A 26,049-nucleotide genomic window follows, 5' to 3' on the forward strand; every position below is an offset into this window, starting at 1 on the left:
CTCGTTAAGGATTTACTCCTTGACGCTGACGTCGCAGCCGAGTTGACTTCCAGCCACCTCGGCCGCAACGTCGCGGCCTCGTCAGGGAGGTTCGAGAATGAACACGCGTATGCGTCGTGCCGCCGTTGCCGTTGCCGCCACCGCCATGGCTGTCTCGCTTGCCGCTTGCGGCAGCGCCAAGGAGTCCGGCGACAAGGCCAAGGAGACCGAGACGAAGGGCGACGACCTGAAGATAGGTCTGCTCCTTCCCGAGAACCAGACGGCCCGGTACGAGAAGTTCGACAAGCCGATCATCGAGAAGAAGATCAGCGAGCTCACCGGCGGCAAGGCGGAGGTCATCTACGCCAACGCCAAGCAGGACGCCACCCTGCAGTCGCAGCAGGTCGACACCATGATCACGAACAAGGTCGACGCGCTCATCGTCGACGCGGTGGACTCCAAGGCCATCGCCAACGGCGTCAAGAAGGCCAAGGACGCGGGCATCCCCGTCGTCGCCTTCGATCGCCTCGCCGAGGGCCCGATCGACGCCTACACCTCCTTCGACAACGAAGAGGTCGGCCACGTCCAGGGCAAGGCCCTGCTGGAGGCCCTCGGCGACAAGGCCGACGGCGGCACGATCGTGATGATGAACGGCGCGATCACCGACCCGAACGCCGCCCTCTTCAAGAAGGGCGCCAAGGCCGAGCTCGACGGCAAGGTCAAGTACGGCAAGGAGTACGACACCAAGGAGTGGAAGCCGGAGAACGCCAACGCCAACATGGAGGCGGCGATCACGGCTCTCGGCAAGGACAAGATCGTCGGCGTCTACTCCGCCAACGACGGCATGGCGGGCGGCATCATCACCGCCCTCAAGGCCGCCGGTCTCTCCAAGCTCCCGCCGGTCACCGGCCAGGACGCCGAACTCGCCGGTGTGCAGCGCATCGTCGCCGGTGAGCAGTTCATGAGCGTCTACAAGCCGTACGCCCCCGAAGGCGCTGTCGCCGCCGAGATGGCCGTCGCGCTGGCCAAGGGCGAGAAGCTCGACTCGATCGCCACGTCCACGGTGGACAGCCCCACCCAGAAGGCCGTTCCCTCCGTCCTGGTCCCGGTCGTCTCGCTGACCCAGGCCAACATCCAGGACACCGTCCTGAAGGACGGCATCTACACGGTCGACGAGATCTGCACGGCCAAGTACAAGGCCGCCTGCGACAAGCTCGGCCTGAAGTAGGTCCGGCGAGGGTCCGGCCGCCCGGCGGCCGGACCCACGCGGCCGGCCACCGCGATCCCGCGGTGTGAAGCCGCCCCGGCCGCAAGTCAGCTGCTCTGCAAGCGACTTGCGCCCACAAAGCCTGTCCGGTGCCCCGCCCACCAACTGTCCCGCTGCCGGGCGGGGCGCCGGATGGAACTCTTCGGCCCAGCACCTGCTGCGCCACCCGGTTCTCTGCAGTTCTCTTCTGCTCGACCACCGCGCCTTCCCCCAGGCGCGGCATCCCCGCCGGTCAGGCGGCGAAGGAGATGGTTCACGTGTCCGCTACGCCCGTGTTGGCGTTGCGAGGGGTCTCCAAGCGATTCGGTGCCGTCCAGGCGCTCACCGATGTACAGCTTGAGGTCCACGCCGGCGAGGTGGTCGCCCTGGTGGGCGACAACGGCGCCGGTAAATCAACGCTGGTCAAGACGATTGCCGGTGTGCACCCCATCGATGACGGAGTCATCGAGTGGGAAGGCGACGCCGTTCAGATCAACAAGCCGCACGACGCCCAGAACCTGGGCATCGCGACCGTCTATCAGGACCTCGCGCTGTGCGACAACATCGATGTCGTCGGCAACCTCTACCTCGGCCGGGAACTCCGCAAGTTCGGAGTGCTCAACGAGGTCGAGATGGAGCGCCGCTCCCGCGAGCTCCTCAGCACGCTGTCGATCCGCATCCCCAGCGTCCGTATCCCGATCGCCTCGCTCTCCGGCGGTCAGCGCCAGACCGTGGCCATCGCCCGGTCGATGCTCGGTGAGCCCAAGCTCGTCATCCTCGACGAGCCCACGGCGGCCCTCGGCGTGGAGCAGACCGCCCAGGTCCTCGACCTCGTCGAGCGGCTGCGCGAGCGCGGTCACGCGGTCATCCTCATCAGCCACAACATGGCCGATGTGAAGGCCGTCGCCGACAAGGTGGCGGTCCTGAGGCTGGGCCGCAACAACGGTGTCTTCGATGTGAAGACCACCTCGCAGGAAGAGATCATCTCCGCCATCACCGGCGCCACGGAAAACGCCGTGACCCGTCGTGCGGCGCGCAACGCGGAGGTCCAGAAGTGAACACCGACAAGACGGCCGCCCCCGCCGCCCCCGTGGTGAACCCGGACGCCGCCAAGGGCGCGGCCACCGCGGTCGACCCCCGGCTGCTCGTGCGCGAGCAGGGCCTCGGCGGATACCTCACCGAGTTCAAGCGCAAGATGAGCGCCGGTGACCTGGGCTCGATCCCCGTGATCATCGGCCTGGTCATCATCTGCGTGGTCTTCCAGAGCCTGAACTCGGAGTTCCTCTCCGCGAAGAACCTCAGCGACATCGCCGTCGCGATGGTCGCCACCGGCATGATGGCCGTCGGCATCATCTTCGTCCTCCTGCTCGGTGAGATCGACCTGTCGGTCGGCTCGGTCAGCGGCGTCTCCGGCGCACTCGTGGCCGTGCTGAGCGTCACCCAGGGCATGAACGAGTGGCTGGCCGTCTTCGTGGCCATCGCCAGCGGCGCGGTCATCGGCGCGATCCACGGCTTCTTCTTCGCCCGAATAGGCGCCCCCGCCTTCGCCGTCACCCTCGCCGGCCTGCTGTTCTGGCTGGGCTTCATGCTCCAGCTGCTCGGCGACACCGGCACGATCAACCTGGACGGCGACGGCGTCGTCGGCCACCTCACCACGTACTACTTCGCGGACGTCGCCGCCGCGTACGGCCTCGCCGTCGTCGCGGTCGTGGGCTACTTCCTCTCCGCCTTCCTGGACAGCCGCCGCCGCGAGGCCGCGGGTATCCCGGCCAGGCCGCTCACCGACATCGTGGTGCGCACGGCCGTGCTCGCGGTGTTCGCCTTCGCCGCCGCGATCATGTTCAACCAGTACCGGGGCCTGCCCCTGGCCCTGGTCCTCTTCCTCGTGGTCCTGGTGGCGACGGACTTCGTCCTGCGCCGCACGGCCTACGGCCGGAAGATCTTCGCGCTCGGCGGCAGCGTCGAGGCGTCCCGCCGTGCGGGCATCAACGTCACGGCGATCCGGGTCTCGGTGTTCGCCATCGCGGGTACGTTCGCGGCGATCGGCGGTCTGTTCTGGGCCTCCAAGATCGCGGCGGTCAACCAGGGCTCCGGCACCGGCGACCTGCTGATGAACGTCATCGCGGCGGCCGTCATCGGTGGCACCAGCCTCTTCGGCGGACGCGGCCGGACCTGGAACGCCCTGCTCGGCGTCATGGTCATCGTCTCGATCCAGTACGGCCTGTCGCTGGAAGGCATCGCCACCCCGATCAACTACATGATCACCGGCGGCGTGCTCCTCGTCACGGTCGTCATCGACTCCGTCACACGCAAGACCCAGAAGTCGGCGGGTCGCGCCTGACCCGCCCGGCCACGCACGAGCCCGGCATCCTCCGAGGTGCCGGGCTCGTGCGTGCCCGCGTTCCCCATGGTGCGCACGGGTGTGCCATGTCATACGTAACCCGATCGCGTGACACGGAACGCACCGCCCGCTGACCGCGCACGCGGGCGGAACATTAGACTCGTCAGATCGGCACGCTCGACCAGCTCAAACGCAAGGAGGAACGGGTGGATCTGCTGACCCGCATCGGGGGACCGCGCGACCTGGACCGGCTCAGCCTCGAGCAGCTGGAGCAGCTCGCCGGGGAGATCCGTACCTTCCTCGTCGAAGAGGTGTCCAAGACCGGCGGACACCTCGGCCCCAACCTGGGTGTGGTCGAGCTGACCATCGCCCTGCACCGGGTGTTCGAGTCGCCACGGGACAAGGTCCTCTTCGACACCGGCCACCAGAGCTATGTGCACAAGCTGCTCACCGGCCGCCAGGACTTCTCGAAGCTCAAGAGCAAGGGCGGCCTCTCCGGCTACCCCTCCCGGGCCGAGTCCGAGCACGACGTCATCGAGAACTCGCACGCCTCGACCGTGCTCGGCTGGGCCGACGGCCTCGCCAAGGCCAACGAGGTGCTGGAGAAGGACGACCACGTCGTCGCGGTCATCGGGGACGGCGCGCTCACCGGCGGTATGGCCTGGGAGGCGCTGAACAACATCGCCGCCGCCAAGGACCGCCCGCTCGTCATCGTCGTCAACGACAACGAGCGCTCGTACGCCCCGACCATCGGCGGCCTCGCGAACCACCTCGCCACGCTCCGTACGACCGACGGTTACGAACGGTTCCTGGCCCGCGGCAAGGACCTCCTGGAGCGCACTCCCGTCGTCGGGAAGCCGCTGTACGAGACCCTGCACGGCGCCAAGAAGGGCCTCAAGGACTTCATCGCCCCGCAGGGCATGTTCGAGGACCTCGGCCTGAAGTACGTCGGACCGATCGACGGCCACGACATCGAGGCCCTGGAGTCCGCACTCCAGCGGGCCAAGCGCTTCGGCGGCCCCGTCATCGTCCACTGCCTCACGGAGAAGGGCCGCGGCTACACCCCGGCCCTCCAGGACGAGGCCGACCGTTTCCACGCGGTCGGCAAGATCCACCCGGACACCGGCCTGCCGATCTCCACCTCCGGCCTCGACTGGACCTCGGTCTTCGGCGAGGAGATGGTCAAGCTCGGCAAGGAGCGCAAGGACATCGTCGCGATCACCGCGGCCATGCTCCAGCCGGTCGGCCTCGGCAAGTTCGAGGAGGCGTTCCCGGACCGGATCTACGACGTCGGCATCGCCGAGCAGCACGGCGCGGTCTCCGCGGCGGGCCTCGCCACCGGCGGACTGCACCCGGTCTTCGCGGTCTACGCGACCTTCCTCAACCGCGCCTTCGACCAGGTCCTCATGGACGTCGCCCTGCACAAGTGCGGGGTCACCTTCGTCCTGGACCGGGCCGGAGTCACCGGTACGGACGGCGCCTCGCACAACGGCATGTGGGACATGTCGATCCTCCAGTGCGTGCCGACCCTCCGGATCGCCGCCCCGCGCGACGCCGACCAGGTCCGCGCCCAGCTCCGCGAGGCCGTCGACGTCGACGACGCCCCGACGGTGGTCCGCTTCTCCAAGGGCGCGGTCGGCCCGGCGGTCAAGGCCGTCGGCAAGGCCGGCGGCATGGACATCCTGCGCGCGGCCGGCACCCGGCGGCCCGACGTCCTGCTGGTGTCCGTCGGAGCACTCGCCCCGATGTGCCTGGAGATCGCCGGACTGCTGGAGGCCCAGGGCATCTCCACCACGGTGGTCGACCCCCGCTGGGTCAAGCCCGTCGACGAGGCCATGGCCCCGCTCGCCGAGCAGCACCGGGTGGTCGTCACTGTCGAGGACAACAGCCGCGCCGGCGGTGTCGGCTCGGCCATCGCCCAGGCACTGCGCGACGCCGGGGTCGACGTACCGCTGCGCGACTTCGGCATCCCGCCGGTCTTCCTCGACCACGCCTCCCGCAAGGAGGTCATGGCCGAGATCGGACTGACCGCTCCGGACATCGCCCGTCAGGTCACCGGTCTGGTGGCCAAGCTCGACGGCCGGTACGAGAGCCGGGACGCCGAGCCCGCCCGCGACTGACCGCTCCACCGCGTCACCCGTCTGCGCCCCTCGGTCCTGCCGGACCGGGGGGCGCCGTCGTGTCCCGTGCGACCGTCGTCGCGGGGTCCCTCTACTCCGTACGGCCCAGTGGCCTTCGCTCTCCCGGGCCCCATCGGGTGAATCGCCCCGTGCGACCGCCCGCGGGCCGCGCGCCCTCTCGATCATGGCCGTGAATCGGGTAACGCGAGGGCCCCGGCGACGGACGAGACGAACGATCACGGAGGCAGACCGGTGAGCACAATGTTCCGGACGAAAACGGTCGAACAGTCGATCAGGGACACGGAGGAACCGGAGCACAAACTCAGGAAATCCCTCTCGGCGCTGGACCTGACGGTCTTCGGCGTCGGGGTCATCATCGGCACCGGCATCTTCGTCCTCACGGGCAAGGTGGCCAAGGAGACGGCCGGCCCCGCCACCGCGCTCGCCTTCGTCGCCGCCGGCATCGTCTGCGCCCTGGCCGCGCTCTGCTACGCGGAGTTCGCCTCCACCGTCCCGGTGGCCGGGTCCGCGTACACCTTCGCCTACGCCTCACTCGGCGAACTGGTCGCCTGGATCATCGGCTGGGACCTGATCCTGGAGTTCGCGCTGGGTACGGCCGTGGTGGCGGTGGGCTGGTCGGGCTACGTCCGCTCGCTGATGGACAACGTCGGCTGGACGATGCCCGAGGCGCTCTCGGGGCCCGATGTGGCCGACGGGTTCGGCTTCGACATCCTGGCCTTCGCGCTGGTCCTGATCCTCACGGTCATCCTGGTGCTCGGCATGAAGCTGTCCGCACGGGTCACCACGGTCGTCGTCGCCATCAAGGTGACGGTGGTCCTGATCGTGATCGTCGCGGGCTCGTTCTTCATCAACACCGACAACTACTCGCCGTTCATCCCGGACGCCGTGAAGCAGCCCGCCGGTTCGGGCCTGGACGCGCCGCTGGTCCAGCTGATGTTCGGTTACGAGCCCACGGACTTCGGCATCATGGGTATCTTCACCGCCGCCTCCGTCGTCTTCTTCGCCTTCATCGGCTTCGACGTCGTGGCCACCGCCGCCGAGGAGACCAAGGTCCCCCAGCGGGACATGCCGCGCGGCATCCTGGGCTCGCTCCTGATCTGCACCGTGCTCTACGTGGCCGTGTCCATCGTCGTCACCGGAATGCAGCACTACAGCGAGCTGTCGGTGAGCGCCCCGCTCGCCGACGCGTTCAAGGCGGTAGGACACCCCTTCTACGCCGGTGTCATCAGCTTCGGCGCGGCGGTCGGCCTCACCACGGTCTGCATGATCCTGCTGCTCGGTCAGACGCGCGTGTTCTTCGCGATGAGCCGGGACGGCCTGCTCCCGCGGTTCTTCTCCGTGACGCACCCGCGGTTCGGAACGCCGTACCGGCCGACGATCCTGCTCGGTGTGATCATCGCGATCGTCGCGGGCTTCACCAGCATCAACGAACTGGCGACGCTGGTGAACATCGGCACGCTCTTCGCGTTCGTCATCGTCGCCCTGGGCGTGCTCGTCCTGCGCCGCACCCGGCCCGATCTGCACCGCGCCTTCCGCACCCCGTGGGTCCCGCTCGTCCCGATCCTCTCGGTGGCCGCTTCGGTCTGGCTGATGCTCAACCTGCCGGCCGAGACCTGGGTGCGGTTCGGGGTCTGGATGGTGATCGGCATCGCCGTCTACTTCGTGTACGGGCGGAAGCACAGCCGGGTGCCGGACAACACGGCGGAGAAGCCCGTCAGTTGAGCGGTGGCCGCGTAGGGCCGTGGTGTGGGGCCGTGACGGGGAGGCGCGCTGTGCGCGCCCCTCGCTACGGCCCCACACCGCCGTCCGGCCTCAGCCGCCGGTGGCCGGGGACTTCTTCGCGGACTCCGGAATCGTCGCGTCCTCGCGGATCGCCTTCCAGAGCGTGCCGGCCTGCGGCTCGGACGCCACGACCCGGTTGGGGTCCTGCTTGTCGTACGCGACCGGCAGCATGATCGTCTCCATCGAGGACGGGTCGACGCCGTTCATCGAACGCGCGAAGTCGGTGAGCGACTTGAGGGAGGCGAGTCCCTCGTCGGTCGTCAGCGACTTGGTCGCGGAACTCGCGATCTTGTACGTCGTCGTCGGGCTGCCCAGCAGGTCCTGCGACTTGATCTCGCTCAGCAGCGCCATCATGAACTGCTGCTGGAGGCCGATGCGTCCGAGGTCGCTGCCGTCACCGATGCCGTGCCGCGTACGGACGTAGGCGAGGGACTCGGTGCCGTCGAGCTTGTGCGGGCCGGCGGTCAGGTTCAGCCCCGACGCCTTGTCGTCGATGTCCTGCGGGACGTCCACCGTGACGCCGCCTATGGCGTCGACGAGGTCCTTGAACCCGGCGAAGTTGATCTCCAGGTAGTGGTCGATCCGGACCCCGGACATCTTCTCGACGGTCTTGACCACACAGGCCGGACCGGCCAGCGAGTACACGGAGTTGAACATCACGCGGTTCGCGGAGGACATCGTCGAACCGTCGGCCTTGGTGCACTCGGGCCGGGTCACCAGGGTGTCGCGCGGGATGGACACGGCGACAGCCTGCGTACGGCCCTCGGGGATGTGCACCACCATCGCGGTGTCGGAACGCGCGCCGCCGACACTGCCGCCGCCACCGAGCTCCTTGTTCTCGGCCCCGGCACGCGAGTCCGAACCGAGGACGAGGAGGTTCTGACCGGAGGTCGGGAGCTTCTCGGGACGGTCCTCACCGAGAGCCTTGTTGATGTCGACGCCCTTGATGTTGCCGTCGAGGCTGCTGTACATCCAGTACACCGTGCCGCCGCCGGCGAGCAGGAGAACGAGGAAGATCCCGAGGGCGATCTTGAGGCCGCGGCGGCGCTTGCGCGGCTTGGGTGCCCGCCTGGATCGGGGCTCTTCCGATATGGGCGATCCGGTGTCGGAGGTCTGGTCTGTCATGGGCTCGTCTGGTTCTTCCGTCGGGACGCGCTGAGTGCGTGCGAGAGGAGAGGAATAGGTGGCGCGGGGTCCATGCGTCCCCAAGTCGGCCGGTGAGGTGTCGCGCTTCGCCCCGGGCATGATTCGTGCCTCGAAGTCGCATTGTGCGACAGGAATCACCCGGAAAGCGACCCCTATCAAGTATTATTGTGACACTAGTTGTTGCTGTTAAGGCGAAACTAGTCACTCAACAAGGCCACATGGGACTCCGCCCAACGCCGTTCGGCACCGGAGAAGGCATTCAGTGGAGAACGGTCGGGAAACGATGAGTTTGCGTACTGGGCGTAGGCGTGCGGGAGCTCCTTCCGGGGGGATCTCTTCCGGAACGGACCAGGACGTCGCATTCGTCCCGGAAGCAATCGCCGCGGCTCCCCGCACGGCGGGGTGGCTCATGTCGGCCCCGGACGGCCGTCTCACCGCGTACGCCGCCGCCAGGACCGGGGGAGTCGTGCGATGGACGGAATCCACCGCGCACCGCAGCGGATGGACCGGACCTGAACTCCTGCTCCCCGACCCCGGGGTGCTCCCGTACCTCTCGCCCGCGCGCGGTGGCGAAGGGTTCGTCGACCTCTTCGGCCTTCGGCGCAGAGGGGCAGGCCCCCAGGCGCCGCTGGAGATCGTGTACGCCTCGCAGTACCAGACCGGCCGTCCCATGACCGGATGGCACTCGATCGGCAACCCGCACGGCAACGACGCGGTGAAGGCGGCGGCCATCGGCGCTCCGGTCGCGGTCGTCGACGGCGACGCCCTCCACGTATTCGTCCGCAACGCCGACCGTGGTGTGTCCACCCGCAGACGCGACGCCTCGGGAGGCTGGGGCAAGTGGACGGCGCTGCCGTGCAAGCGCGTGCGCGACGGAATTTCCGCCGTCGTCACCGGCTCCGGCCGCATCGAGCTCTTCATACCCGCCGACAAGGGCGTCTACGTCTGGCGACAGCAGACCCCGGGGAGTGCGCTCGACCGCGCCCCCAACCTGGTCTTCATCGCGCGCGCCGAGACGGCTTCCGGCACCGAGTCCTACGAGGACCGGATCACCCACTTCTGGCGGGACGAGGCATCCGGCCAGGTAGTGGCCTACCGCGTACCGTCGGCCGGTGACCCGGACGGCACGCCCACGCCGCTGGAGGGCGGCTCGGGGCGCGGCCCCCTCGCCCTCACCCGTTGCCTCGTCGACGGCTACGACTGCACCGTGCTGGCCCAGGCCGAGGAGACGGGAACCCTCGCTCTCACCGCCTATCCGACGGAGATGGAATCCGCCGGAGCCTGGTGGGCGGACACTCGTGAACCATGTGACGGTGTACCGGCACTCGCCCGGGACCGGGTGGGCCGGCTGGTCGTCGCCGTGATCGGCCAGGACGGCCGGATGAAGGTCACCAGACAGCGTTCCGACCAGCAGGGAATGGCCCTGGAAGGCTGGCTCCGGCTGTGAGCCGGTGCCCGCTGTCGAGGTCCGGATCCCTCGTCCGTCCGGAAGCCGGGTCGTCTTCATGAGGCGCCGCTACTCGCCCTTCTCGGAGACGCGGATCGACAGCTCGGTACCGGCCGTGTAGTAGGGCTTCACCATCACCGGGGGACCGTCGCTGCTCGACACCACGGTGTTGGGGTAGGCGAACACGCTCTTCACGTCCACCACGTCCGTCAGGAAGCGGCCCAGCCGCGCCACCACCGGATCGTAGCGACGGCCCACCCACAGGTCCCACAGCTCGTGGCGGCCGACCAACTGCTCGGCCAGATCGGCCGCCGGCAGGACGAACGAGAAGTCGGCGCCGCCCGAGGAACTGCCCGGAAGCCAGAAGCCCGACTCCTCGACACCCCGTCGGCGCATCAACAGCAGGGGCTCGGCATCGCCGAAGTCGCTGCCGTAGAGCAGCCCCCGCAGATGGATCGCCCCGTCGTTGACCCAGACCTCCGTGGCCTCAGCGTGACGCTCCCGCGTCCAGGTGCGCAGGACGAGGTGCCCGCTCTCCGAGGCGTAGGGCAGCTGGACGACGGTGCCCGCGGGCCCGCTGGCCACCGGGCGGAAGCCGCGCAGGTCGAGGATGCCGGGCCGGACCTTCGCGGGCTTGCCCTCACCCGAGTCGAGATGGACGTCCCAACGGCCTTCGGTCAGCTCGCCCGGGTCGGGCGGGATGACCGCCTCGTACAGATGCGGGTCAAGGCCCCCGGCGGGGAGAAGAGCAAGCCTGATGGGCCGTTCGTTCCGCGCCGCCTTGCGTTTGCGCAGCACCAGTTCGAGGTCCTTGCGGCCCCCGCGCACACCTTCCAGACGCAGGCTGATCAGCCCGTCCTCGTTCACCGCGCAGGACACCGTGACCTCTGCCGCGGGGCGGCTCTCCCGGCGAGTGCGACGGGCCAGTCTGATGACGTTCTCGAACCGTCCGGCCGACGCCTCCGGGCCGTAGGCCCGTGCATCCTCCATCGCCTGGTGCCCCATCACGGCACGCTCGGGGGCGTCACCGATCAGCCGCAGCAGCGCGGCGGCGAAGCTCTCGATGTCGTCGACCGGCGTGAGCAGGCCGTTGACCTCGTGGCGGACGATCTCCTGAGGGCCTCCCGGGCAGGAGGTGGACACGACAGGCAGTCCGCAGCGCATCGCCTCGGCCAGCGCGATGCCGAAGGATTCACGGTCCGACGATCCGGCAGCGATGGCCGAGGCGGCCCAGTGCGCCTCCAGCCGTGGCTCCTCCATCATCAGGAACACGTGGTTGTACAGGTCGAGTTCGGCGACCAGTGCGCGCAGCTGACCGTACTCGGGGCCGGTCCCGAAGATCCGCAAGCTCCAGTCGGGGTGTTGGCCGACGACCCGCGCGAACGCCTGGATGAGCAGATCGAAACGCTTCTCGGGAACCAGCCTCCCGGCAGCCATCACCACCTTGGAGTGCCCGTCGGCCGGACGCACCCGGGGATGGGGCACGCAGTCGGGATGGGCGTACACGGCGATCTCGCCCGGCAGACCCGCCTCCGTCACGGCCAGGGCTTCGGCGGCGCTGGGCACGACGACCGCGTCCAGCCTGCCCAGCCCGGCCCAGGCGCGACTCTGCTCCTGGGCGGACAGCACGGTGCTCAACTGGTGCAGCTGTCCCAGACGCAGTGCCCTCGGCCGGCCCCAGCGCGACACATAGGCGGCCAGTTCGAGACTCGTGCCGACCACCACCTGCGCCTGGCTGCCGAGCAGGTACTCCTCGACCTTGTCGTCCGTCAGCTGGCTGTAACGCCAGGACATCTCCTGTGTGCGCGGAATGATCCGTGACGGCGTGAGTCTGCGTATGTCCTGCTTGTCCGGTCGTCGGCCCTCCCGCAGATCGAGCAGCGAGACCACCCGTACCCCGTGCGCGGGAGCGATGGCGGCTCGGTCGAGCCACCGGAACACGGAGACGATCCGGACGTCGTGCGTGTCGGCGAGCGCGGCGGCGAGATTGAGCACGGCACGGGTGGAGCCGTCCGCCGCATAGGCGTTCTGAATGAGGAATTCGATCTTCATCGCGATGCCGCGGATTTCTCGTACGGGCTGGGAAGCGGAAAGTACGCCTCGAAGAAGGGATGGATCAAGGCTTCCTGATCGGCTACGTCGTCCTCGGTCGTGAAGGAGTCGTTCACACAGAAGACGGCGGCGTCACGACGCTTGAGCAGCCGTTCCAGTTTTTTGGAGAGCTGCACCATCGAGAGGTGGAGATACGCGTACGGAATGCTGTCGGGAACTCCGCGCCCCGTGAAGTACGAGTAGTACGGATACATGCACGTGCCGACGTCGATATCGGTCCGGCTGCGGAATCGTGCCGCCGCGGTGGCCCGGAACACCTCCGCGAACTCCCGCTCCATTTCCTCCAGCACGCTGCGCCGCAGCGGCACCGGGGTGTGCTTCATCGCGTCGATGATCGTGCGGCCGAACCGGCCCTCCAGCAGTGCGCGGACGTTCTTGCGGGCAACCTCGTGCGGGAGGTCCTCGGGCTGGACGGGGCCCATCGGGATGCGGACGTTGTCCGGGTAGTACTTCGAGGCCCCGTTGGGCAGGAAGAACTCGTGCGGGGTGATCGGTCTGCCGACGAACACATCGTCGTTGAAGTGGATGAAGTGCTCCGCCAGACCGGGCACCCGGTGCAACTGGGCGCTGATCGCATGGGAGTTGAAGACGGGAAGTCGGTCCGTCTCACGGAAGATCTCCCGGTGCGAGACCACGGTGATGCCCTCGGCCGCCTCATTGAGCCAGTGCGGGACCTGGTCGTCGGTGACCAGGAAGATGTGCCGCACCCAGGGGGCGTACATGTGCAGAGAGCGCATCGAGTAGAGCAGCTCGTCGCGGTTGATGTAGCGGCCGGCGCTGGCCGATTCCTCGTGGAACACGTCACCGGACGCCTCGGCCCGCCGCCGCTGCCAGGCCGGGTCGTCGCTGTCCACCCACGTGTACACGACGTCGATGGGGAAGGTGATCTCGTCGGCGCCGGTACAGACGAACTCCTGACGGGTCGGCAGCCCCGTCTGCTCCGCCTTGCGTCCCCAGCGACGCTGCTTGGACGCCACTTCGGCCTGCGGCGGCGCGAGCCGCGAGAAGCGGTGCGGTGATACGAGGGTCATCTCTCCCCGTACCGGGAGGTAGCTCGCCCCCCGGTTGATCCGGGGCGGCAGCAGACGGCCCTCCTCCTCACGCCAGAACTCGATGTCGCAGCCGAATTCCGCCCCGTACACCAGGCTGCCCGACGGGTCGGCCTGGAACCAGATGGCCCGCAGCACATCGACGGTTTCCAGACCCTGCCAGGACGCCTCGCGCGATCCGAGGTTCAGCAGCTCGCTGGTGCGCTGGACCGGCACCTTGCGCTGGATGTACCCCGGGCTGCTGTTGAACAGCGAGCGCAGCGTCTGTGAGACCCGGCCCCGGTGGATGTCCTGGACCCCGATCGCGGACGACGTGTCCTCGGTTCCGGGCACCACGAAGTGCTCGACGCCGGCCTGGGTCAGTGCGGTGGACACCAACTGCAGGTGTTGGGCGCGGACCGCCAACGGGGTCAGGCCGGGCTGGACGTGCGCCAGGCGCCGGTGCATGCCCACACGGATCTCGTGCAGGCCCGGTGGAAGCGAGCGCTGAGGCGGGTCGATCGTGGCATTGATCGGGTGGATCACCGAATACTCCAGAACATGAGTGCGTCCTCAAGACGCTGGAACGACTCCGCGCGGCCCGGGGGCCGCACAGTGGCCCCCGGGCGCGAGCAGGGTCAGACGGCGGCCGTCTGCAGCCCGGGTGCCAGGTGGACCCCGGTCCGGGTCGTCGCCGATTCGAGTACGGCTTCCGCCACCGCGACGGTCCCGGTCGCCTGCTCCAGGGTGACGATGTCGGCCTCCTTGCCGAGTACGGCGTCACGGAAGGTCTCGTGCTCGACGAGCAGTGGTTCGCGCTTGACGATCGCGTACCGGGTGACGTCTCCCTCGGAGACACCGCGGAACTGCCGGAGTCCCTCCCACTCGGTGGCCTGCGAGCCGTTCGCGTAGAACCAGAGGTCCGCGGTGAGGGTGTCGGCCACGAAGCAGCCGTGCTCACCCGTCACGATGGTGACGCGTTCCTTCAGCGGGGACAGCCAGTTCACGAGGTGGCTGGTGACGGCGCCCGACGACAGGTGGCCGACGAAGGCCACCATGTCCTCATGGGTCCGGCCGCTGCGTGAGACCGTCGCCGAACTGACCGACTCGTAGCGGCTGTTGGTGAGCCACGCGGTCAGATCGATGTCGTGGGTCGCCAGGTCGTACACCACGCCGACATCGGCGATCCGGGCAGGGAACGGCCCCTGGCGGCGCGTCACCACCTGGTACACATCGCCGAGTTCGCCGAGGTCCAGGCGCGTGCGGAGTTCACGCAACGCGGGGTTGAACCGCTCGATGTGGCCGACTCCGGCCACCAGCCCACGCTCGCGGAACGCGCTGGTGATGATCTCCGCGGACCGTACGGAGGGTGCGATCGGCTTCTCGATCAGGGCGTGGATGCCACGCTCGGCCAGATCCAGCGCCACTTCCTCGTGCAGGGCGGTGGGGCAGGCGACGACCGCGTAGTCGATCCCCTGGTCGGCGAGTTCCGCGACCGAACGGACGACGGGCACCGTGCCGGGGGCGCTGTCCGCGTCGGCCACCGGGTCGGCCACCGCGACCAGTTCGACACCCTCGAGTGCGTGCAGGACGCGGGCGTGGTTGCGGCCCATGGAGCCCAGGCCGATGAGCCCGGCCCGCAGCAGCTTCTGCTCACTCATGCCCGGCCCCCCACGACCTCGTTGACGGTGGCGGTCAGACGGTCGAGCTCCTCCGGTGTGAGCATGGGGTGCACCGGGATGGACAGCGCCTCGGCAGCGGCCCGCTCGGTCTCCGGCAGGTCTCCGACGGCGTACCCCAGCACCTTCTCACCGGTCTGGAACGGCTTGAGGCGGTGCACCGGCGTCGGGTAGTAGACGGCGTTGCCGATTCCCCTCTCCTGCAGCTCGCGGGAGACGGTGTCACGGTCCTTGCCGCTGTCCGCACCGATCCGGACCGTGTACTGGTGGTAGACGTGCTTGGCGCCTTCGGCGACCGGCGGGGTGGTGACACCGCGGAGGCCGGCGTCGAGCGCCGCCGCGTTGGCACGGCGCCGCTCGGTCCACGTGTCCAGGCTGCGGAGCTGCACCCGCCCGATCGCCGCGGCGACATCGGTCATGCGGACGTTGAAGCCGACCGTCTCGTTGGCGTACCGCTGCTCCATACCCTGGTTGCGCAGCAGCCGCAGGGTGCGGGCAGTCCCGGCGTCCCCCGTGGTGATCATGCCGCCCTCGAGGCTGTGCATGTTCTTGGTCGGGTAGAAGCTGAAGCAGGCCGCCGCGCCGAAGGCACCCACCGGGGTACCCCCCAGAGCGGCGGCATGGGCCTGGGCCGCGTCTTCGACGACAGCGATGCCGTGCCGCTCGGCCAGCTCGGTGAGCGCGGCCATCGGGGCAGGGTGCCCGTAGAGGTGAACGGGCATGACCGCGGCCGTACGCGGAGTGATGGCAGCCGCGACCGCCGACGGGTCGAGGCAGAAGCTGTCGCGCTCGATGTCCGCGAAGACCGGCGTGGCGCCGACGAGGCGGACGGCGTTGGCCGTTGCCGCGAACGTGAAGGAGGGAACGATCACTTCGTCACCGGGGCCGATGCCGAGTGCCATCAGCGACAGGTGCAGAGCACTGGTGCCGGAGTTGACGGCGACGCAGTGCCTGCCGTCGACGAAGGAGGAGAACTCCTCCTCGAAGGCTGCCACTTCGGGGCCCTGGACGACCATGCCGCTGCGCAGTACGCGCACCGCGGCTTCGATCTCGTCCTCTCCGATCACCGGAGCTGCTGCGCGGATCATGCGCTGGTCAGTAGTCATCGTTCCACTTCACAAAGGTCGGGGTACTTGGTGCTGCTGGGACCGGTCGGCATCCACCTGGATGCCCGCCGGCTGCGGGGTGACCGGTCCGGAATGCTCATAGGGGCTGGGTACGGGGAAGTAGCTCTCCAGAAATGTCTTGAGCATCGCGGTACGCGCCTCGGCCGTCCCCGGGTCGTCGACCGTGTCGTTGATGCAGAAGGTGTGGTAGTCGCGCTGGGCGAGCAGCCGGTTGAGGTGCCGTCCGGTGTTGGGCGCGGCCAGGTCGAGGTAGGTGTAGCGGATCTTGCCCGTGACCGAGCGGGTCGTCTGCTGCCCGTAGTAGTGGTGCAGAGAAGAGGTGATCGACAGGTCGTTCGGGCTCCGGAAATGCGAGTGCTGCGTCTGGTGGTGCTCGACCGGGTAGCGCTCCTCGATCTCCTGGAGGATGTCGCGGCGCAACGAGTGCGGCACGTGCTTCATCTTCCTGGTCAGCACACGGTCGAAGCTGCCGGCGATGACGACACGGTTGTTCTTCGCAGCGATCTCCGAGGGCGGATCCTGTGGTGACGGAGGGGTCATCGGAACCAGCGCGTTGGACGGGAAGTACTTCGACAGCCCGTTGGCGTGGAAGAACTCCGCCGGGGTGACGCTGCGTCCGAGAAAGACGTCGTCGTTGAAGTACAGAAAGTGGTCGGAGAGTCCGGGGATGTGATGCAGCTGGCTCTCGATGGCATGCGAGTTGAAGGTCGGCAGCGCCGTCGCGTCGCTGAAGATGTCCCGGTGGTGGACGACCTTGATGCGCGGATGGGCGCTGTTGAGCCAGGCCGGTACCTGTCCGTCGGTGACCAGGTAGATCGTCCGCAGCCACGGGGCGAACTGGTGGAGCGAGCGCAGTGAGTAGCGCAGTTCGTCGCGGCTGGTGAAGCGCGCCGCACTCACGGCCTGCTCGTGGTAGTCGGTCCTCCCGAGAGCGGTCGCCCGGCGGCGGATCCACTCGGGATCGGCCCCGTCCACCCACGTGTAGACGGCGTCCACGGGGAAGGTGACCTCGTCCGGCAGGGAGAGCGTGAATTCCGAGCGCGTATGGACCTGCGGCGCGGTGTCCACGGCGCCGCTGATCGGTCCTGTGAAGTGGCTGACCGGCACCTGCACCGGGCGCTCGGTGGCCACCACCGCGGTCGCGGTGAGATTGGGGACCGGTGCGATCAGCAGGCCGTTGTCCTCGGACCAGTACTCGATGGCGCAGGCGTGATTGGGGCCGAGCGTCCAGCGGCCGTTGGGGTCGGTGAGCAGCCACCAGATACGGAGGATCGTTTCTCCGTCGAGCTGCGACCACGATGCGCGCAGATCCGCGTGGGCCGGGCGGCCCCCCTCCGTGCCACCCGCCAGGAGCGCGTCGGCGGAGAAGGAGCTCACCCTCAGGGCGCGTTCGGCGCGGGCACGCTCGCTCGCGGGTACCGCGACGGCGGTCATGGTGACGGAGTTGCCGCGGACGCAGAAGTACGGGATGCCGTGCCGCTCCAGCACGTCGCACACGCGCAGCAGGTTGGTCGCCCTGGCGACGGACGGGGTGAGGCCGTCGGTGATCTCGGCCGTGCGGAGTTTGCGTCCGTACCAGACGAGCTTCACGCCCGGCCGCCGTGCGTCCCGGCGGAGGCGCTTGTTCAGGCGCAGACTCGCATGCTTGCGTACCAGGCGCCAGACGCTGCCCAGGCCGGCGAGACCGTGCTGCAGGAGGAGGCGGCTGTTGGCCGGGAGAAGCCTGACGAGCCGTTGTCTCGCCGCGTGAGGGAGCGCGCGCCGATAGAGGCGCAGCAAAGTGGACGTTTCGGGATTGCCCATCGCTCGTCTACCTCTGTCCCCCCGCTCGGCCTCTCGGCGAGCAACCAGTACGCGTAACAGCGCCGTGCTTGCCCGCTCGGTTCGGCGGAGTGTGGGGGTGGGGCGTCCACCGTGCGTGCGACCGAGTGAAGCAAGCGTGACGTAGAGGTGAAGATTAACAAGAAACTAAGGGCGGGTCTGCCGAATATAAGTTCCGATCCGGCTACGATTCGGACCTTTTTGAACACAAAGGCGGACCGCACGAAAGATTCGTGCGGTCCGCCGGGATTCCGCTTGTGTGCTTGTTGTGAAGGTGGATCAGGTGTTACGCGGGAACGCTGGCCACGCCCGCCGCCAGGAACTTCTTGCCGTTGACGCGCTCCGAGACGCCCGCCCGGTCCAGGTACGGCGTGATGCCGCCCAGGTGGAAGGGCCAGCCCGCGCCGGTGATCAGGCAGAGGTCGATGTCCTGGGCCTCGGCGACGACGCCCTCGTCCAGCATCAGGCCGATCTCCTGCGCCACCGCGTCCAGGACGCGGTCACGGGCCTGCTCCTCCGTCAGGACGGTGTCGCCCTGCTTCAGGAGTGCGGCGACCTCCGGGTCCAGCTCCGGCTTGCCGGAGTCGTAGACGTAGAAGCCGCGCTTGCCGGCCTTCACGACCGCGGCCAGGTTCTCGGAGACCGTGAAGCGCTCCGGGAAGGCGCGGTTCAGGGTCTCGGAGACGTGGAGGCCGATGGCCGGGCCGACCAGCTCCAGGAGGACCAGCGGGGACATCGGCAGACCGAGGGGCTCGACGGCCTTCTCGGCGACGGCGACCGGGGTGCCCTCGTCGATGACGTTCTGGATCTCGCCCATGAAGCGGGTCAGGATGCGGTTGACGACGAACGCCGGGGCGTCCTTCACCAGGACCGCGGTCTTCTTCAGCTTCCGCGCGACACCGAAGGCCGTGGCCAGCGAGGCGTCGTCGGTCTGCTCGCCGCGGACGATCTCCAGCAGCGGCAGGATCGCGACCGGGTTGAAGAAGTGGAAGCCGACGACCCGCTCGGGGTTCTTCAGCTTCGACGCCATCTCGGTGACCGAGAGGGACGAGGTGTTCGTGGCGAGGATCGCGTGCGCCGGGGCGACCGCCTCGACCTCCGCGAACACCTGCTGCTTGACGCCGATCTCCTCGAAGACGGCCTCGATGATGAAGTCGGCGTCGGAGAAGCCCTCGGCCTTGTCCAGCACACCGGAGACCAGACCCTTGAGGCGGTTCGCCTTGTCCTGGTTGATGCGGCCCTTGCCGAGCAGCTTCTCGATCTCGGCGTGGACATAGCCCACACCCTTGTCGACCCGCGCCTGGTCGATGTCCGTGAGGACGACCGGCACCTCCAGGCGACGCAGGAAGAGCAGGGCGAGCTGGCTGGCCATCAGGCCAGCGCCCACCACGCCGACCTTGGTGACCGGACGGGCCAGCGACTTGTCCGGAGCGCCGGCCGGGCGCTTGGCGCGCTTCTGGACCAGGTTGAAGGCGTAGATGCCGGAGCGCAGCTCGCCGCCCATGATCAGGTCCGCGAGGGCCTGGTCCTCGGCGTCGAAGCCGGCGCCCAGGTCGCCGTCCTTGGCCGCCGCGATGATGTCCAGCGCGCGGTACGCGGCCGGGGCCGCACCGTGCACCTTGGAGTCGGCGATGGCCCGGCCGCGGGCGACGGCCTGGTCCCAGGCGTCACCGCGGTCGACCTCGGGGCGCTCCACCGTGACCGTGCCGTTGAGCACGGACGCGGTCCAGATCAGCGACTGCTCCAGGAAGTCCGCGCCGTCGAAGAGCGCGTCGGCGATCCCGAGCTCGAAGACCTGCTTGCCCTTGAGCTGACGGTTCTGGTTCAGCGAGTTCTCGATGATCACCGACACGGCGCGGTCGGCGCCGATCAGGTTGGGAAGCAGCGCGCAGCCGCCCCATCCGGGAACCAGGCCGAGGAAGACCTCGGGCAGCGAGAAGGCGGGGAGCGCCTTGGAGACGGTGCGGTACGAGCAGTGCAGACCGACCTCGACACCGCCGCCCATCGCCGCGCCGTTGTAGTACGCGAACGTCGGGACGGCGAGGGAGGACAGACGGCGGAAGACGTCGTGGCCGCCCTTGCCGATGGCCAGCGCGTCCTTGTGCTCCTTCAGGAGCTCGACGCCCTTGAGGTCGGCGCCGACCGCGAAGATGAACGGCTTGCCGGTGAGGCCGATGCCGGTGATCGCGCCGTCGGCGGCCTCCTTCTCGACCTGGTCGATGGCGGCGTTCAGGTTCGCCAGCGACTGCGGTCCGAAGGTGGTCGGCTTGGTGTGGTCCAGGCCGTTGTCCAGCGTGATGAGGGCGAAGCGGCCCGCACCGGCCGGAAGGTCCAGGTGGCGTACGTGCGCCTGGGTGACGACCTCGCCGGGGAACAGCTCGGCCGCACCCTTCAGAAGCTCAGTGGTGGAGCTCACTTGTTGCCTCCGTTGAAGTTCGGGTTCTCCCAGACGACCGTCGCGCCCATGCCGAAGCCGACGCACATGGTCGTCAGGCCGTAGCGGACCTCGGGCTGCTCCTCGAACTGGCGGGCCAGCTGAGTCATCAGACGCACACCGGAGGAGGCCAGCGGGTGACCGTAGGCGATGGCGCCGCCGTACTGGTTCACGCGGGCGTCGTCGTCGGCGATGCCGTAGTGCTCCAGGAAGGCGAGCACCTGCACGGCGAACGCCTCGTTGATCTCGAAGAGACCGATGTCGGAGATGGAGAGACCCGCCTTGGACAGGGCCTTCTCGGTCGCCGGGATCGGGCCGTAGCCCATGACCTCCGGCTCGACGCCCGCGAAGGCGTACGAGACGAGGCGCATCTTGACCGGGAGGCCCAGCTCGCGCGCGACGTCCTCGGCGGCGAGCAGCGAGGCGGTGGCGCCGTCGTTGAGACCTGCGGCGTTACCGGCCGTCACGCGGCCGTGGGCGCGGAACGGGGTCTTCAGACCGGCCAGGGACTCCATCGTGGTGCCCGGACGCATCGGCTCGTCGGCGGTGACCAGGCCCCAGCCCGTCTCGCCCGCCTCGGCGTTGGTGCGGCGCACGGAGACCGGCACCAGGTCCTGCTGGATCTTGCCGTCGGCGTACGCCTTGGCGGCCTTCTCCTGCGAACGCACCGCGTACTCGTCGGCGCGCTGCTTGGTGATCGTGGGGTACCGGTCGTGCAGGTTCTCCGCGGTCATGCCCATGAACAGGGCGGACTCGTCGACCAGCTTCTCCGACACGAAGCGCGGGTTCGGGTCCACGCCCTCGCCCATCGGGTGGCGGCCCATGTGCTCGACACCACCGGCGACGACGACGTCGTACGCGCCGAAGGCGATGGAACCGGCCGTCGAGGTGACGGCGGTCAGGGCGCCCGCACACATGCGGTCGATCGAGTAACCGGGAACCGACTGCGGCAGACCGGCCAGGATTCCGGCGGTGCGGCCGAGGGTGAGGCCCTGGTCGCCGATCTGGGTGGTCGCGGCGATGGCGACCTCGTCGATCTTGGCGGGGTCCAGGTCCGGGTTGCGGCGCAGCAGCTCCCGGATGGCCTTCACGACGAGATCGTCGGCGCGGGTCTCGTGGTAGATGCCCTTCGGGCCCGCTTTGCCGAACGGGGTGCGGACGCCGTCGACGAAGACGACGTCCCGGATGGTACGAGGCACGGTGGCTCTCCTCCAGGGTGCGGGATGGCACTGCTGCGGGGCGCGCTCGGAAAAGTGCGCCGCCTCCCTCATGCTACTTGCGGGTAACCAGACTGCCCACCCCTCACGACGGGAGCGGCGAAGGTCACACGCCGGGATGCTTCCGGCGGTCACGGGCAGTGATCATCCGTCGCCTCGGCCCCCCTGTCGCGCGACGCCGTCAACCTGGCGTGATTTCGCTCCTCGTCGACGGGCGATCGGCGCGTTCCCGTACCCGCCCGCAACAGCGGACACCCCCGGCCGTCGGCCGGGGGTGTCGGGTGTCCAAGGGGGTGGGTGGGTGGGATCAGGCGCCGGTGCTCAGGGCCCGCATCAGGAGCGGGGCGACCTGCTCGATCTGCCAGCGTCGGGCCCCGTAACCGGCGAGGGTGTCCTCCAGCGAGGACGCCGTCATGCTCTGCGGGGGCTCCCAGCAGACCCGGCGCACGGTGTCCGGCGTGATCAGGTTCTCCTGCGGCATGTTCAGCCGCTCGGCGAGCTCCGACACGGCGGTGCGGGCCGCCGAGAGGCGGGCCGCGGCGGCCGGGTCCTTGTCCGCCCAGGAACGGGGCGGCGGCGGACCCGCGAGCTGCTGGCCCGGCTGCGGGAGCTCCGACTCCGGCAGCGCCCGCGCCCGGTCGACGGCCGCCTGCCACTGTTCCAGCTGGCGGCGGCCCATGCGGTGACCGAAGCCGGGCAGCGCCATCAGGGCCTGCACGGTGAGGGGGAGCGCCAGCGCGGCCTCCACGATCGCGCCGTCGCCGAGGACCTTGCCGGGGGAGATGTCACGGCGCTGCGCGACCTGGTCGCGGGTGGTCCACAGCTCCCGTACGACCGCCATCTGGCGACGGCGGCGCACCTTGTGCATGCCGGACGTACGGCGCCACGGGTCCTTGCGCGGGGGAGCGGGCGGCGCCGAGGCGATCGCCTCGAACTCCTCCTGTGCCCACTCCAGCTTGCCCTGCCGGTCCAGCTCGTCCTCCAGGGCGTCGCGGAGGTCGATCAGCAGCTCGACGTCGAGAGCGGCGTAGCGCAGCCAGGGGTCGGGAAGGGGGCGGGTGGACCAGTCGACGGCGGAGTGCCCCTTCTCCAGCGCGTAACCCAGCACGTTCTCGACCATGGCGCCCAGGCCGACGCGCGGGAAGCCCGCGAGCCGTCCGGCGAGCTCGGTGTCGAAGAGCCCGGTGGGGATCATGCCTATTTCGCGCAGGCAGGGAAGGTCCTGGGTGGCGGCGTGCAGAATCCACTCGCTGCCGGACAGGGCCGCGCCGAGATCCGACAGGTCGGGGCAGCCGACCGGGTCGATCAGCGCGCTGCCGGCGCCTTCGCGGCGCAGCTGTACGAGGTAGGCACGCTGCCCGTAGCGGTACCCCGAGGCACGCTCGGCGTCGACGGCCACGGGGCCGGTGCCCGCACCGAAGGCGGACACCACCTGGGCCAGGGCGTCGTCGGACGCCACCACCGGGGGAATGCCCTCGCGCGGTTCGAGCAAGGGGATCGGCGCCGGGGCGACGTCGTCCGGGGGAGCGCCCCCGGTGGTTCGCAGTGAAGTGTCTTCTGCGGTCTCTTGGGCGTCGGTCACCTGTCAAGGGTATCTGTGTATGTACAGCGCCCGTCGACGGAATGATCCGTCGACGGGCGCTGATGCACGTATTCCAGCCGGGGCCGCATCGGTGCACGTGGCGGCCGGGGGATGGGCGGTCAGTGGATGATGCCCGTCCGCAGGGCCACGGCGACCATTCCTGCGCGGTCTCCGGTGCCGAGCTTGCGGGCGATGCGGGCGAGATGGGACTTGACGGTCAGGGCGGAGAGGCCCATCGAGACGCCGATGGCCTTGTTGGACTGGCCTTCGGCGACCAGGCGGAGCACCTCCACCTCGCGGCCTGACAGTTCGCGGTAGCCGCCCGGGTGGCTCGGGGAACCGGGAGGCCGACGGTGCATACGGGCAGCATTGGCGCCGATCGGTGCGACGCCGGGACGGGTGGGGTGGCCGATGTTCGTACGGGTGCCGGTGACGACGTAGCCCTTCACGCCGCCCGCGAGGGCGTTGCGCACGGCACCGATGTCGTCGGCGGCGGAGAGGGCAAGGCCGTTCGGCCAGCCCGCGGCTCGGGTCTCGGACAGCAGGGTCAGCCCGGAACCATCGGGCAGGTGGACGTCGGCAACGCAGATGTCGCGCGGGTTGCCGACGCGGGGACGGGCCTCCGCGATGGATGACGCCTCGATGACGTCTCGAACTCCGAGTGCCCACAGATGACGGGTGACGGTGGAGCGGACACGGGGATCGGCGACGACGACCATGGCCGTCGGCTTGTTCGGGCGGTAGGCGACCAGGCTTGCGGGCTGCTCGAGGAGAACGGACACCAGGCCTCCTGGGGAGTGGCGGACGGGCCGGCTCGGGGATGAAGCCGGGGCGAACCGTGCTTGAAGGGTCATTGACCTCTTCGGCAGCAGACCCGTCCTCCTTTAGAGGAAGATCACGATTTGGTGAGTAACAATTCGGGCAAATAGGACGCGCGATCGATTGTACGAAAAGAGAGCCGGTGAATGTGCGATCAATGTGACGCAGCGTGACGAAATCTCGGCCCCGCGTCGTCGCGGAACCGAGGACCTCCGTTATCGCGGAACCGAGGACCGGCGTCGTCGCGGAACCTCGGCCCGCATGATGTGCGACCCCGGGCCCGCAGGGTGATCGTGATCAAGCCCGGGGCCCGCGCCGCTACGAGACCTGGGGCCCGCGCCGCTGGGGCAGCGTCACCACCGCCGCGTCGGAGACACCCGACGGCGGCAGCCCGGCGATCTGGCAGAGCAGATCGCCCCACGCCACCAGGTGCGCCGCCGCGTCCGGCACCCCGCCGCGCCCCTCGCGCGGCGTCCAGGAGGCCCGGATCTCGATCTGGGTCGCGGGACGGCGCGAGGAGAGCGCACCGAAGTAGTGCGACCCGGCGCGCGTGACGGTGCCGCCGGCCTCCCCGTACGACAGGCCGCGCGCGTCGAGCGCACCCGTCAGCCAGGACCAGCACACCTCGGGCAGCAGCGGATCGGCCGCCATCTCCGGCTCCAGCTCGGCCCGGACGAGCGTCACCAGCCGGAAGGTGCCCTGCCAGGCATCGTGCCCGGACGGGTCGTGAAGGAGTACCAGACGGCCGTCGGCGAGATCGTCCTCGCCGTCGACGACCGCGGCCTCCAGCGCGTACGCGTGCGGAGCGAGACGCTGGGGCGGCCTCGTCGGCTCCACCTCGAGTTCGGGGCGGAGCCGCGCCGAGCGCAACGCGTCGACCGCCGACCGGAACGCGGGCGGGACGGATGTGTCCTCCGTACTGTCCTTGCTGCCAGTGCCATCGGAATGATCGGAATATTGTCCCTGAGCCGGAGCCATGCGGGGAAGAGTAGGCGGAACCGGAGCTTCGCGCAGGGAGGGACACCCGGGCGGCACAAGCTCCTTACGGCTTCGTGCGAAGATTCTTGGCGTGAGTGCCAACGATCGCCCGTCGGGCCAGCAGACGAAGTCATCCGCCACCCATGAGTCGGCGTTCCTCAAGGCGTGCCGGCGTGAGCCCGTGCCGCACACCCCGGTCTGGTTCATGCGCCAGGCGGGGCGCTCACTCCCCGAGTACCTGAAGGTCCGCGAGGGCATCGCGATGCTCGACTCCTGCATGATGCCGGAGCTGGTCACCGAGATCACGCTGCAGCCCGTGCGCCGCCACAAGGTCGACGCGGCGATCTACTTCAGCGACATCGTCGTACCGCTCAAGGCCATCGGCATCGACCTCGACATCAAGCCCGGCGTCGGGCCGGTCATCGCCGAGCCGATCCGTACCCGCGCCGATCTGGCCCGGCTGCGCGACCTCACGCCCGAGGACGTTCCGTACGTCACCGAGGCCATCGGCATGCTCACCGCGGAGCTGGGGGCCACTCCGCTCATCGGTTTCGCCGGAGCGCCGTTCACTCTCGCGAGCTACCTCGTCGAGGGCGGCCCGTCCCGCAACCACGAGCGCACCAAGGCGATGATGTACGGCGACCCGGAGCTCTGGGCCGACCTGCTCGACCGTCTCGCGGAGATCACCGGCGCCTTCCTGAAGGTCCAGATCGAGGCGGGCGCCTCGGCGGTCCAGCTCTTCGACTCCTGGGTGGGCGCGCTGGCCCCCGCCGACTACCGGCGCTCCGTACTGCCCGCCTCCGCGAAGGTCTTCGACGCCGTCGCGCCGTACGGCGTCCCGCGCATCCACTTCGGTGTCGGCACCGGTGAACTCCTCGGCCTGATGGGCGAGGCCGGCGCGGACGTCGTCGGCGTCGACTGGCGGGTCCCGATGGACGAGGCCGCGCGCCGCGTCGGTCCCGGCAAGGCGCTCCAGGGCAACCTCGACCCGGCGGTGCTGTTCGCACCGACCCCGGCCGTGGAGGAGAAGACCCGCGAGGTCCTCGACGCGGCAGCCGGCCTGGAGGGCCACATCTTCAACCTGGGCCACGGCGTCATGCCGTCGATGGACCCGGACGCGCTGACCCGCCTCGTGGAGTACGTGCACACGCAGACCGCGCGCTGAGGCGG

General features: G+C 69.1%; 18 protein-coding genes. 7 read left to right on the forward strand and 11 right to left on the reverse strand.

The annotated features are described in order from the left end of the window. Nucleotides 1-97 precede the first annotated feature (97 nt). From OG230_RS27810 to OG230_RS27830, 5 genes are all read left to right on the forward strand, one after another. A complete protein-coding gene (locus OG230_RS27810; RefSeq protein ID WP_328906462.1) occupies nucleotides 98-1,207 on the forward strand; it encodes a substrate-binding domain-containing protein in 1,110 nt (369 codons plus the stop codon). Nucleotides 1,208-1,494: 287 nt separating this feature from the next. Next, nucleotides 1,495-2,283 carry an ATP-binding cassette domain-containing protein gene (locus OG230_RS27815; protein WP_328906463.1) on the forward strand — a complete coding sequence of 263 codons (789 nt, stop codon included), beginning with the start codon at nucleotides 1,495-1,497 and terminating at the stop codon, nucleotides 2,281-2,283. Next, entirely contained in the window at nucleotides 2,280-3,566 is a 1,287-nt protein-coding gene (locus tag OG230_RS27820) for a sugar ABC transporter permease (RefSeq protein WP_328906464.1), read from the forward strand. Before OG230_RS27815 ends, OG230_RS27820 begins: the two co-directional genes overlap by 4 nt. A gap of 206 nt (nucleotides 3,567-3,772) precedes the next feature. Beyond that, entirely contained in the window at nucleotides 3,773-5,686 is a 1,914-nt protein-coding gene (gene dxs / locus OG230_RS27825; RefSeq protein ID WP_328906465.1) for a 1-deoxy-D-xylulose-5-phosphate synthase, read from the forward strand. A gap of 261 nt (nucleotides 5,687-5,947) precedes the next feature. Next, the gene (locus OG230_RS27830) at nucleotides 5,948-7,429 is read left to right on the forward strand and encodes an amino acid permease (RefSeq protein ID WP_328911556.1); all 1,482 of its coding nucleotides are present in this window, start codon (nucleotides 5,948-5,950) and stop codon (nucleotides 7,427-7,429) included. Between the two features lie 90 nt (nucleotides 7,430-7,519). On the opposite strand, the gene OG230_RS27835 is transcribed toward OG230_RS27830, so the two are convergent. Continuing rightward, nucleotides 7,520-8,614, reverse strand: coding sequence for an LCP family protein (locus OG230_RS27835; RefSeq protein WP_328906466.1), 1,095 nt, complete (start codon nucleotides 8,612-8,614; stop codon nucleotides 7,520-7,522). Nucleotides 8,615-9,044: 430 nt separating this feature from the next. Here OG230_RS27835 and OG230_RS27840 point away from each other — a divergent pair, with 430 nt between their 5' ends. Next, on the forward strand, nucleotides 9,045-10,082 hold the full coding sequence (locus tag OG230_RS27840) for a hypothetical protein (RefSeq protein WP_328906467.1): 1,038 nt from the start codon (nucleotides 9,045-9,047) through the stop codon (nucleotides 10,080-10,082). Nucleotides 10,083-10,151: 69 nt separating this feature from the next. On the opposite strand, the gene OG230_RS27845 is transcribed toward OG230_RS27840, so the two are convergent. From OG230_RS27845 to OG230_RS27890, 10 genes are all read right to left on the reverse strand, one after another. After that, on the reverse strand, nucleotides 10,152-12,134 hold the full coding sequence (locus OG230_RS27845; RefSeq protein WP_328906468.1) for a glycosyltransferase: 1,983 nt from the start codon (nucleotides 12,132-12,134) through the stop codon (nucleotides 10,152-10,154). After that, on the reverse strand, nucleotides 12,131-13,768 hold the full coding sequence (locus tag OG230_RS27850) for a stealth family protein (RefSeq protein ID WP_328906469.1): 1,638 nt from the start codon (nucleotides 13,766-13,768) through the stop codon (nucleotides 12,131-12,133). The genes OG230_RS27845 and OG230_RS27850 overlap by 4 nt, the downstream gene beginning before the upstream one ends. A gap of 92 nt (nucleotides 13,769-13,860) precedes the next feature. Beyond that, nucleotides 13,861-14,883, reverse strand: coding sequence for a Gfo/Idh/MocA family oxidoreductase (locus OG230_RS27855; RefSeq protein WP_328906470.1), 1,023 nt, complete (start codon nucleotides 14,881-14,883; stop codon nucleotides 13,861-13,863). Beyond that, entirely contained in the window at nucleotides 14,880-16,007 is a 1,128-nt protein-coding gene (locus OG230_RS27860) for a DegT/DnrJ/EryC1/StrS family aminotransferase (protein WP_328906471.1), read from the reverse strand. Before OG230_RS27860 ends, OG230_RS27855 begins: the two co-directional genes overlap by 4 nt. A 9-nt stretch (nucleotides 16,008-16,016) precedes the next feature. Then, a complete protein-coding gene (locus tag OG230_RS27865; protein WP_328906472.1) occupies nucleotides 16,017-17,831 on the reverse strand; it encodes a stealth family protein in 1,815 nt (604 codons plus the stop codon). 304 nt (nucleotides 17,832-18,135) lie between these two features. Next, a complete protein-coding gene (locus tag OG230_RS27870) occupies nucleotides 18,136-20,265 on the reverse strand; it encodes a 3-hydroxyacyl-CoA dehydrogenase NAD-binding domain-containing protein (RefSeq protein ID WP_328906473.1) in 2,130 nt (709 codons plus the stop codon). After that, nucleotides 20,262-21,482: a thiolase family protein gene (locus OG230_RS27875; protein WP_328906474.1), complete on the reverse strand. Its 1,221-nt coding sequence runs from the start codon at nucleotides 21,480-21,482 to the stop codon at nucleotides 20,262-20,264. Before OG230_RS27875 ends, OG230_RS27870 begins: the two co-directional genes overlap by 4 nt. A gap of 325 nt (nucleotides 21,483-21,807) precedes the next feature. Then, on the reverse strand, nucleotides 21,808-23,082 hold the full coding sequence (locus tag OG230_RS27880; protein ID WP_328906475.1) for a ribonuclease D: 1,275 nt from the start codon (nucleotides 23,080-23,082) through the stop codon (nucleotides 21,808-21,810). A 119-nt stretch (nucleotides 23,083-23,201) separates the two neighbouring features. Then, nucleotides 23,202-23,864 carry a helix-turn-helix transcriptional regulator gene (locus OG230_RS27885; RefSeq protein WP_033300087.1) on the reverse strand — a complete coding sequence of 221 codons (663 nt, stop codon included), beginning with the start codon at nucleotides 23,862-23,864 and terminating at the stop codon, nucleotides 23,202-23,204. Nucleotides 23,865-24,219: 355 nt separating this feature from the next. Then, nucleotides 24,220-24,879 (reverse strand): DUF3000 domain-containing protein, encoded by a 660-nt coding sequence (locus OG230_RS27890; protein ID WP_328906476.1) that lies wholly within the window; start codon nucleotides 24,877-24,879, stop codon nucleotides 24,220-24,222. A gap of 91 nt (nucleotides 24,880-24,970) precedes the next feature. On the opposite strand from OG230_RS27890, the gene hemE reads away from it, so the two are divergent. Then, nucleotides 24,971-26,044: a uroporphyrinogen decarboxylase gene (gene hemE / locus OG230_RS27895; protein WP_328906477.1), complete on the forward strand. Its 1,074-nt coding sequence runs from the start codon at nucleotides 24,971-24,973 to the stop codon at nucleotides 26,042-26,044. Nucleotides 26,045-26,049 lie beyond the last annotated feature (5 nt).

The organism is Streptomyces sp. NBC_00234, from assembly GCF_036195325.1.
In the GTDB taxonomy this organism is placed as follows: domain Bacteria; phylum Actinomycetota; class Actinomycetes; order Streptomycetales; family Streptomycetaceae; genus Streptomyces.

Excerpts from the sequence above, each read along its gene's own strand:
- OG230_RS27810 (WP_328906462.1), top strand. The coding sequence starts at position 98 with ATGAACACGCGTATGCGTCGTGCCGCCGTTGCCGTTGCCGCCACCGCC.
- OG230_RS27815 (WP_328906463.1), top strand. The coding sequence starts at position 1,495 with ATGGTTCACGTGTCCGCTACGCCCGTGTTGGCGTTGCGAGGGGTCTCC.
- OG230_RS27830 (WP_328911556.1), top strand. The coding sequence starts at position 5,948 with ATGTTCCGGACGAAAACGGTCGAACAGTCGATCAGGGACACGGAGGAA.
- OG230_RS27835 (WP_328906466.1), bottom strand. The coding sequence starts at position 8,614 with ATGACAGACCAGACCTCCGACACCGGATCGCCCATATCGGAAGAGCCC.
- OG230_RS27840 (WP_328906467.1), top strand. The coding sequence starts at position 9,045 with ATGTCGGCCCCGGACGGCCGTCTCACCGCGTACGCCGCCGCCAGGACC.
- OG230_RS27845 (WP_328906468.1), bottom strand. The coding sequence starts at position 12,134 with ATGAAGATCGAATTCCTCATTCAGAACGCCTATGCGGCGGACGGCTCC.
- OG230_RS27855 (WP_328906470.1), bottom strand. The coding sequence starts at position 14,883 with ATGAGTGAGCAGAAGCTGCTGCGGGCCGGGCTCATCGGCCTGGGCTCC.
- OG230_RS27860 (WP_328906471.1), bottom strand. The coding sequence starts at position 16,007 with ATGACTACTGACCAGCGCATGATCCGCGCAGCAGCTCCGGTGATCGGA.
- OG230_RS27865 (WP_328906472.1), bottom strand. The coding sequence starts at position 17,831 with ATGGGCAATCCCGAAACGTCCACTTTGCTGCGCCTCTATCGGCGCGCG.
- OG230_RS27890 (WP_328906476.1), bottom strand. The coding sequence starts at position 24,879 with ATGGCTCCGGCTCAGGGACAATATTCCGATCATTCCGATGGCACTGGC.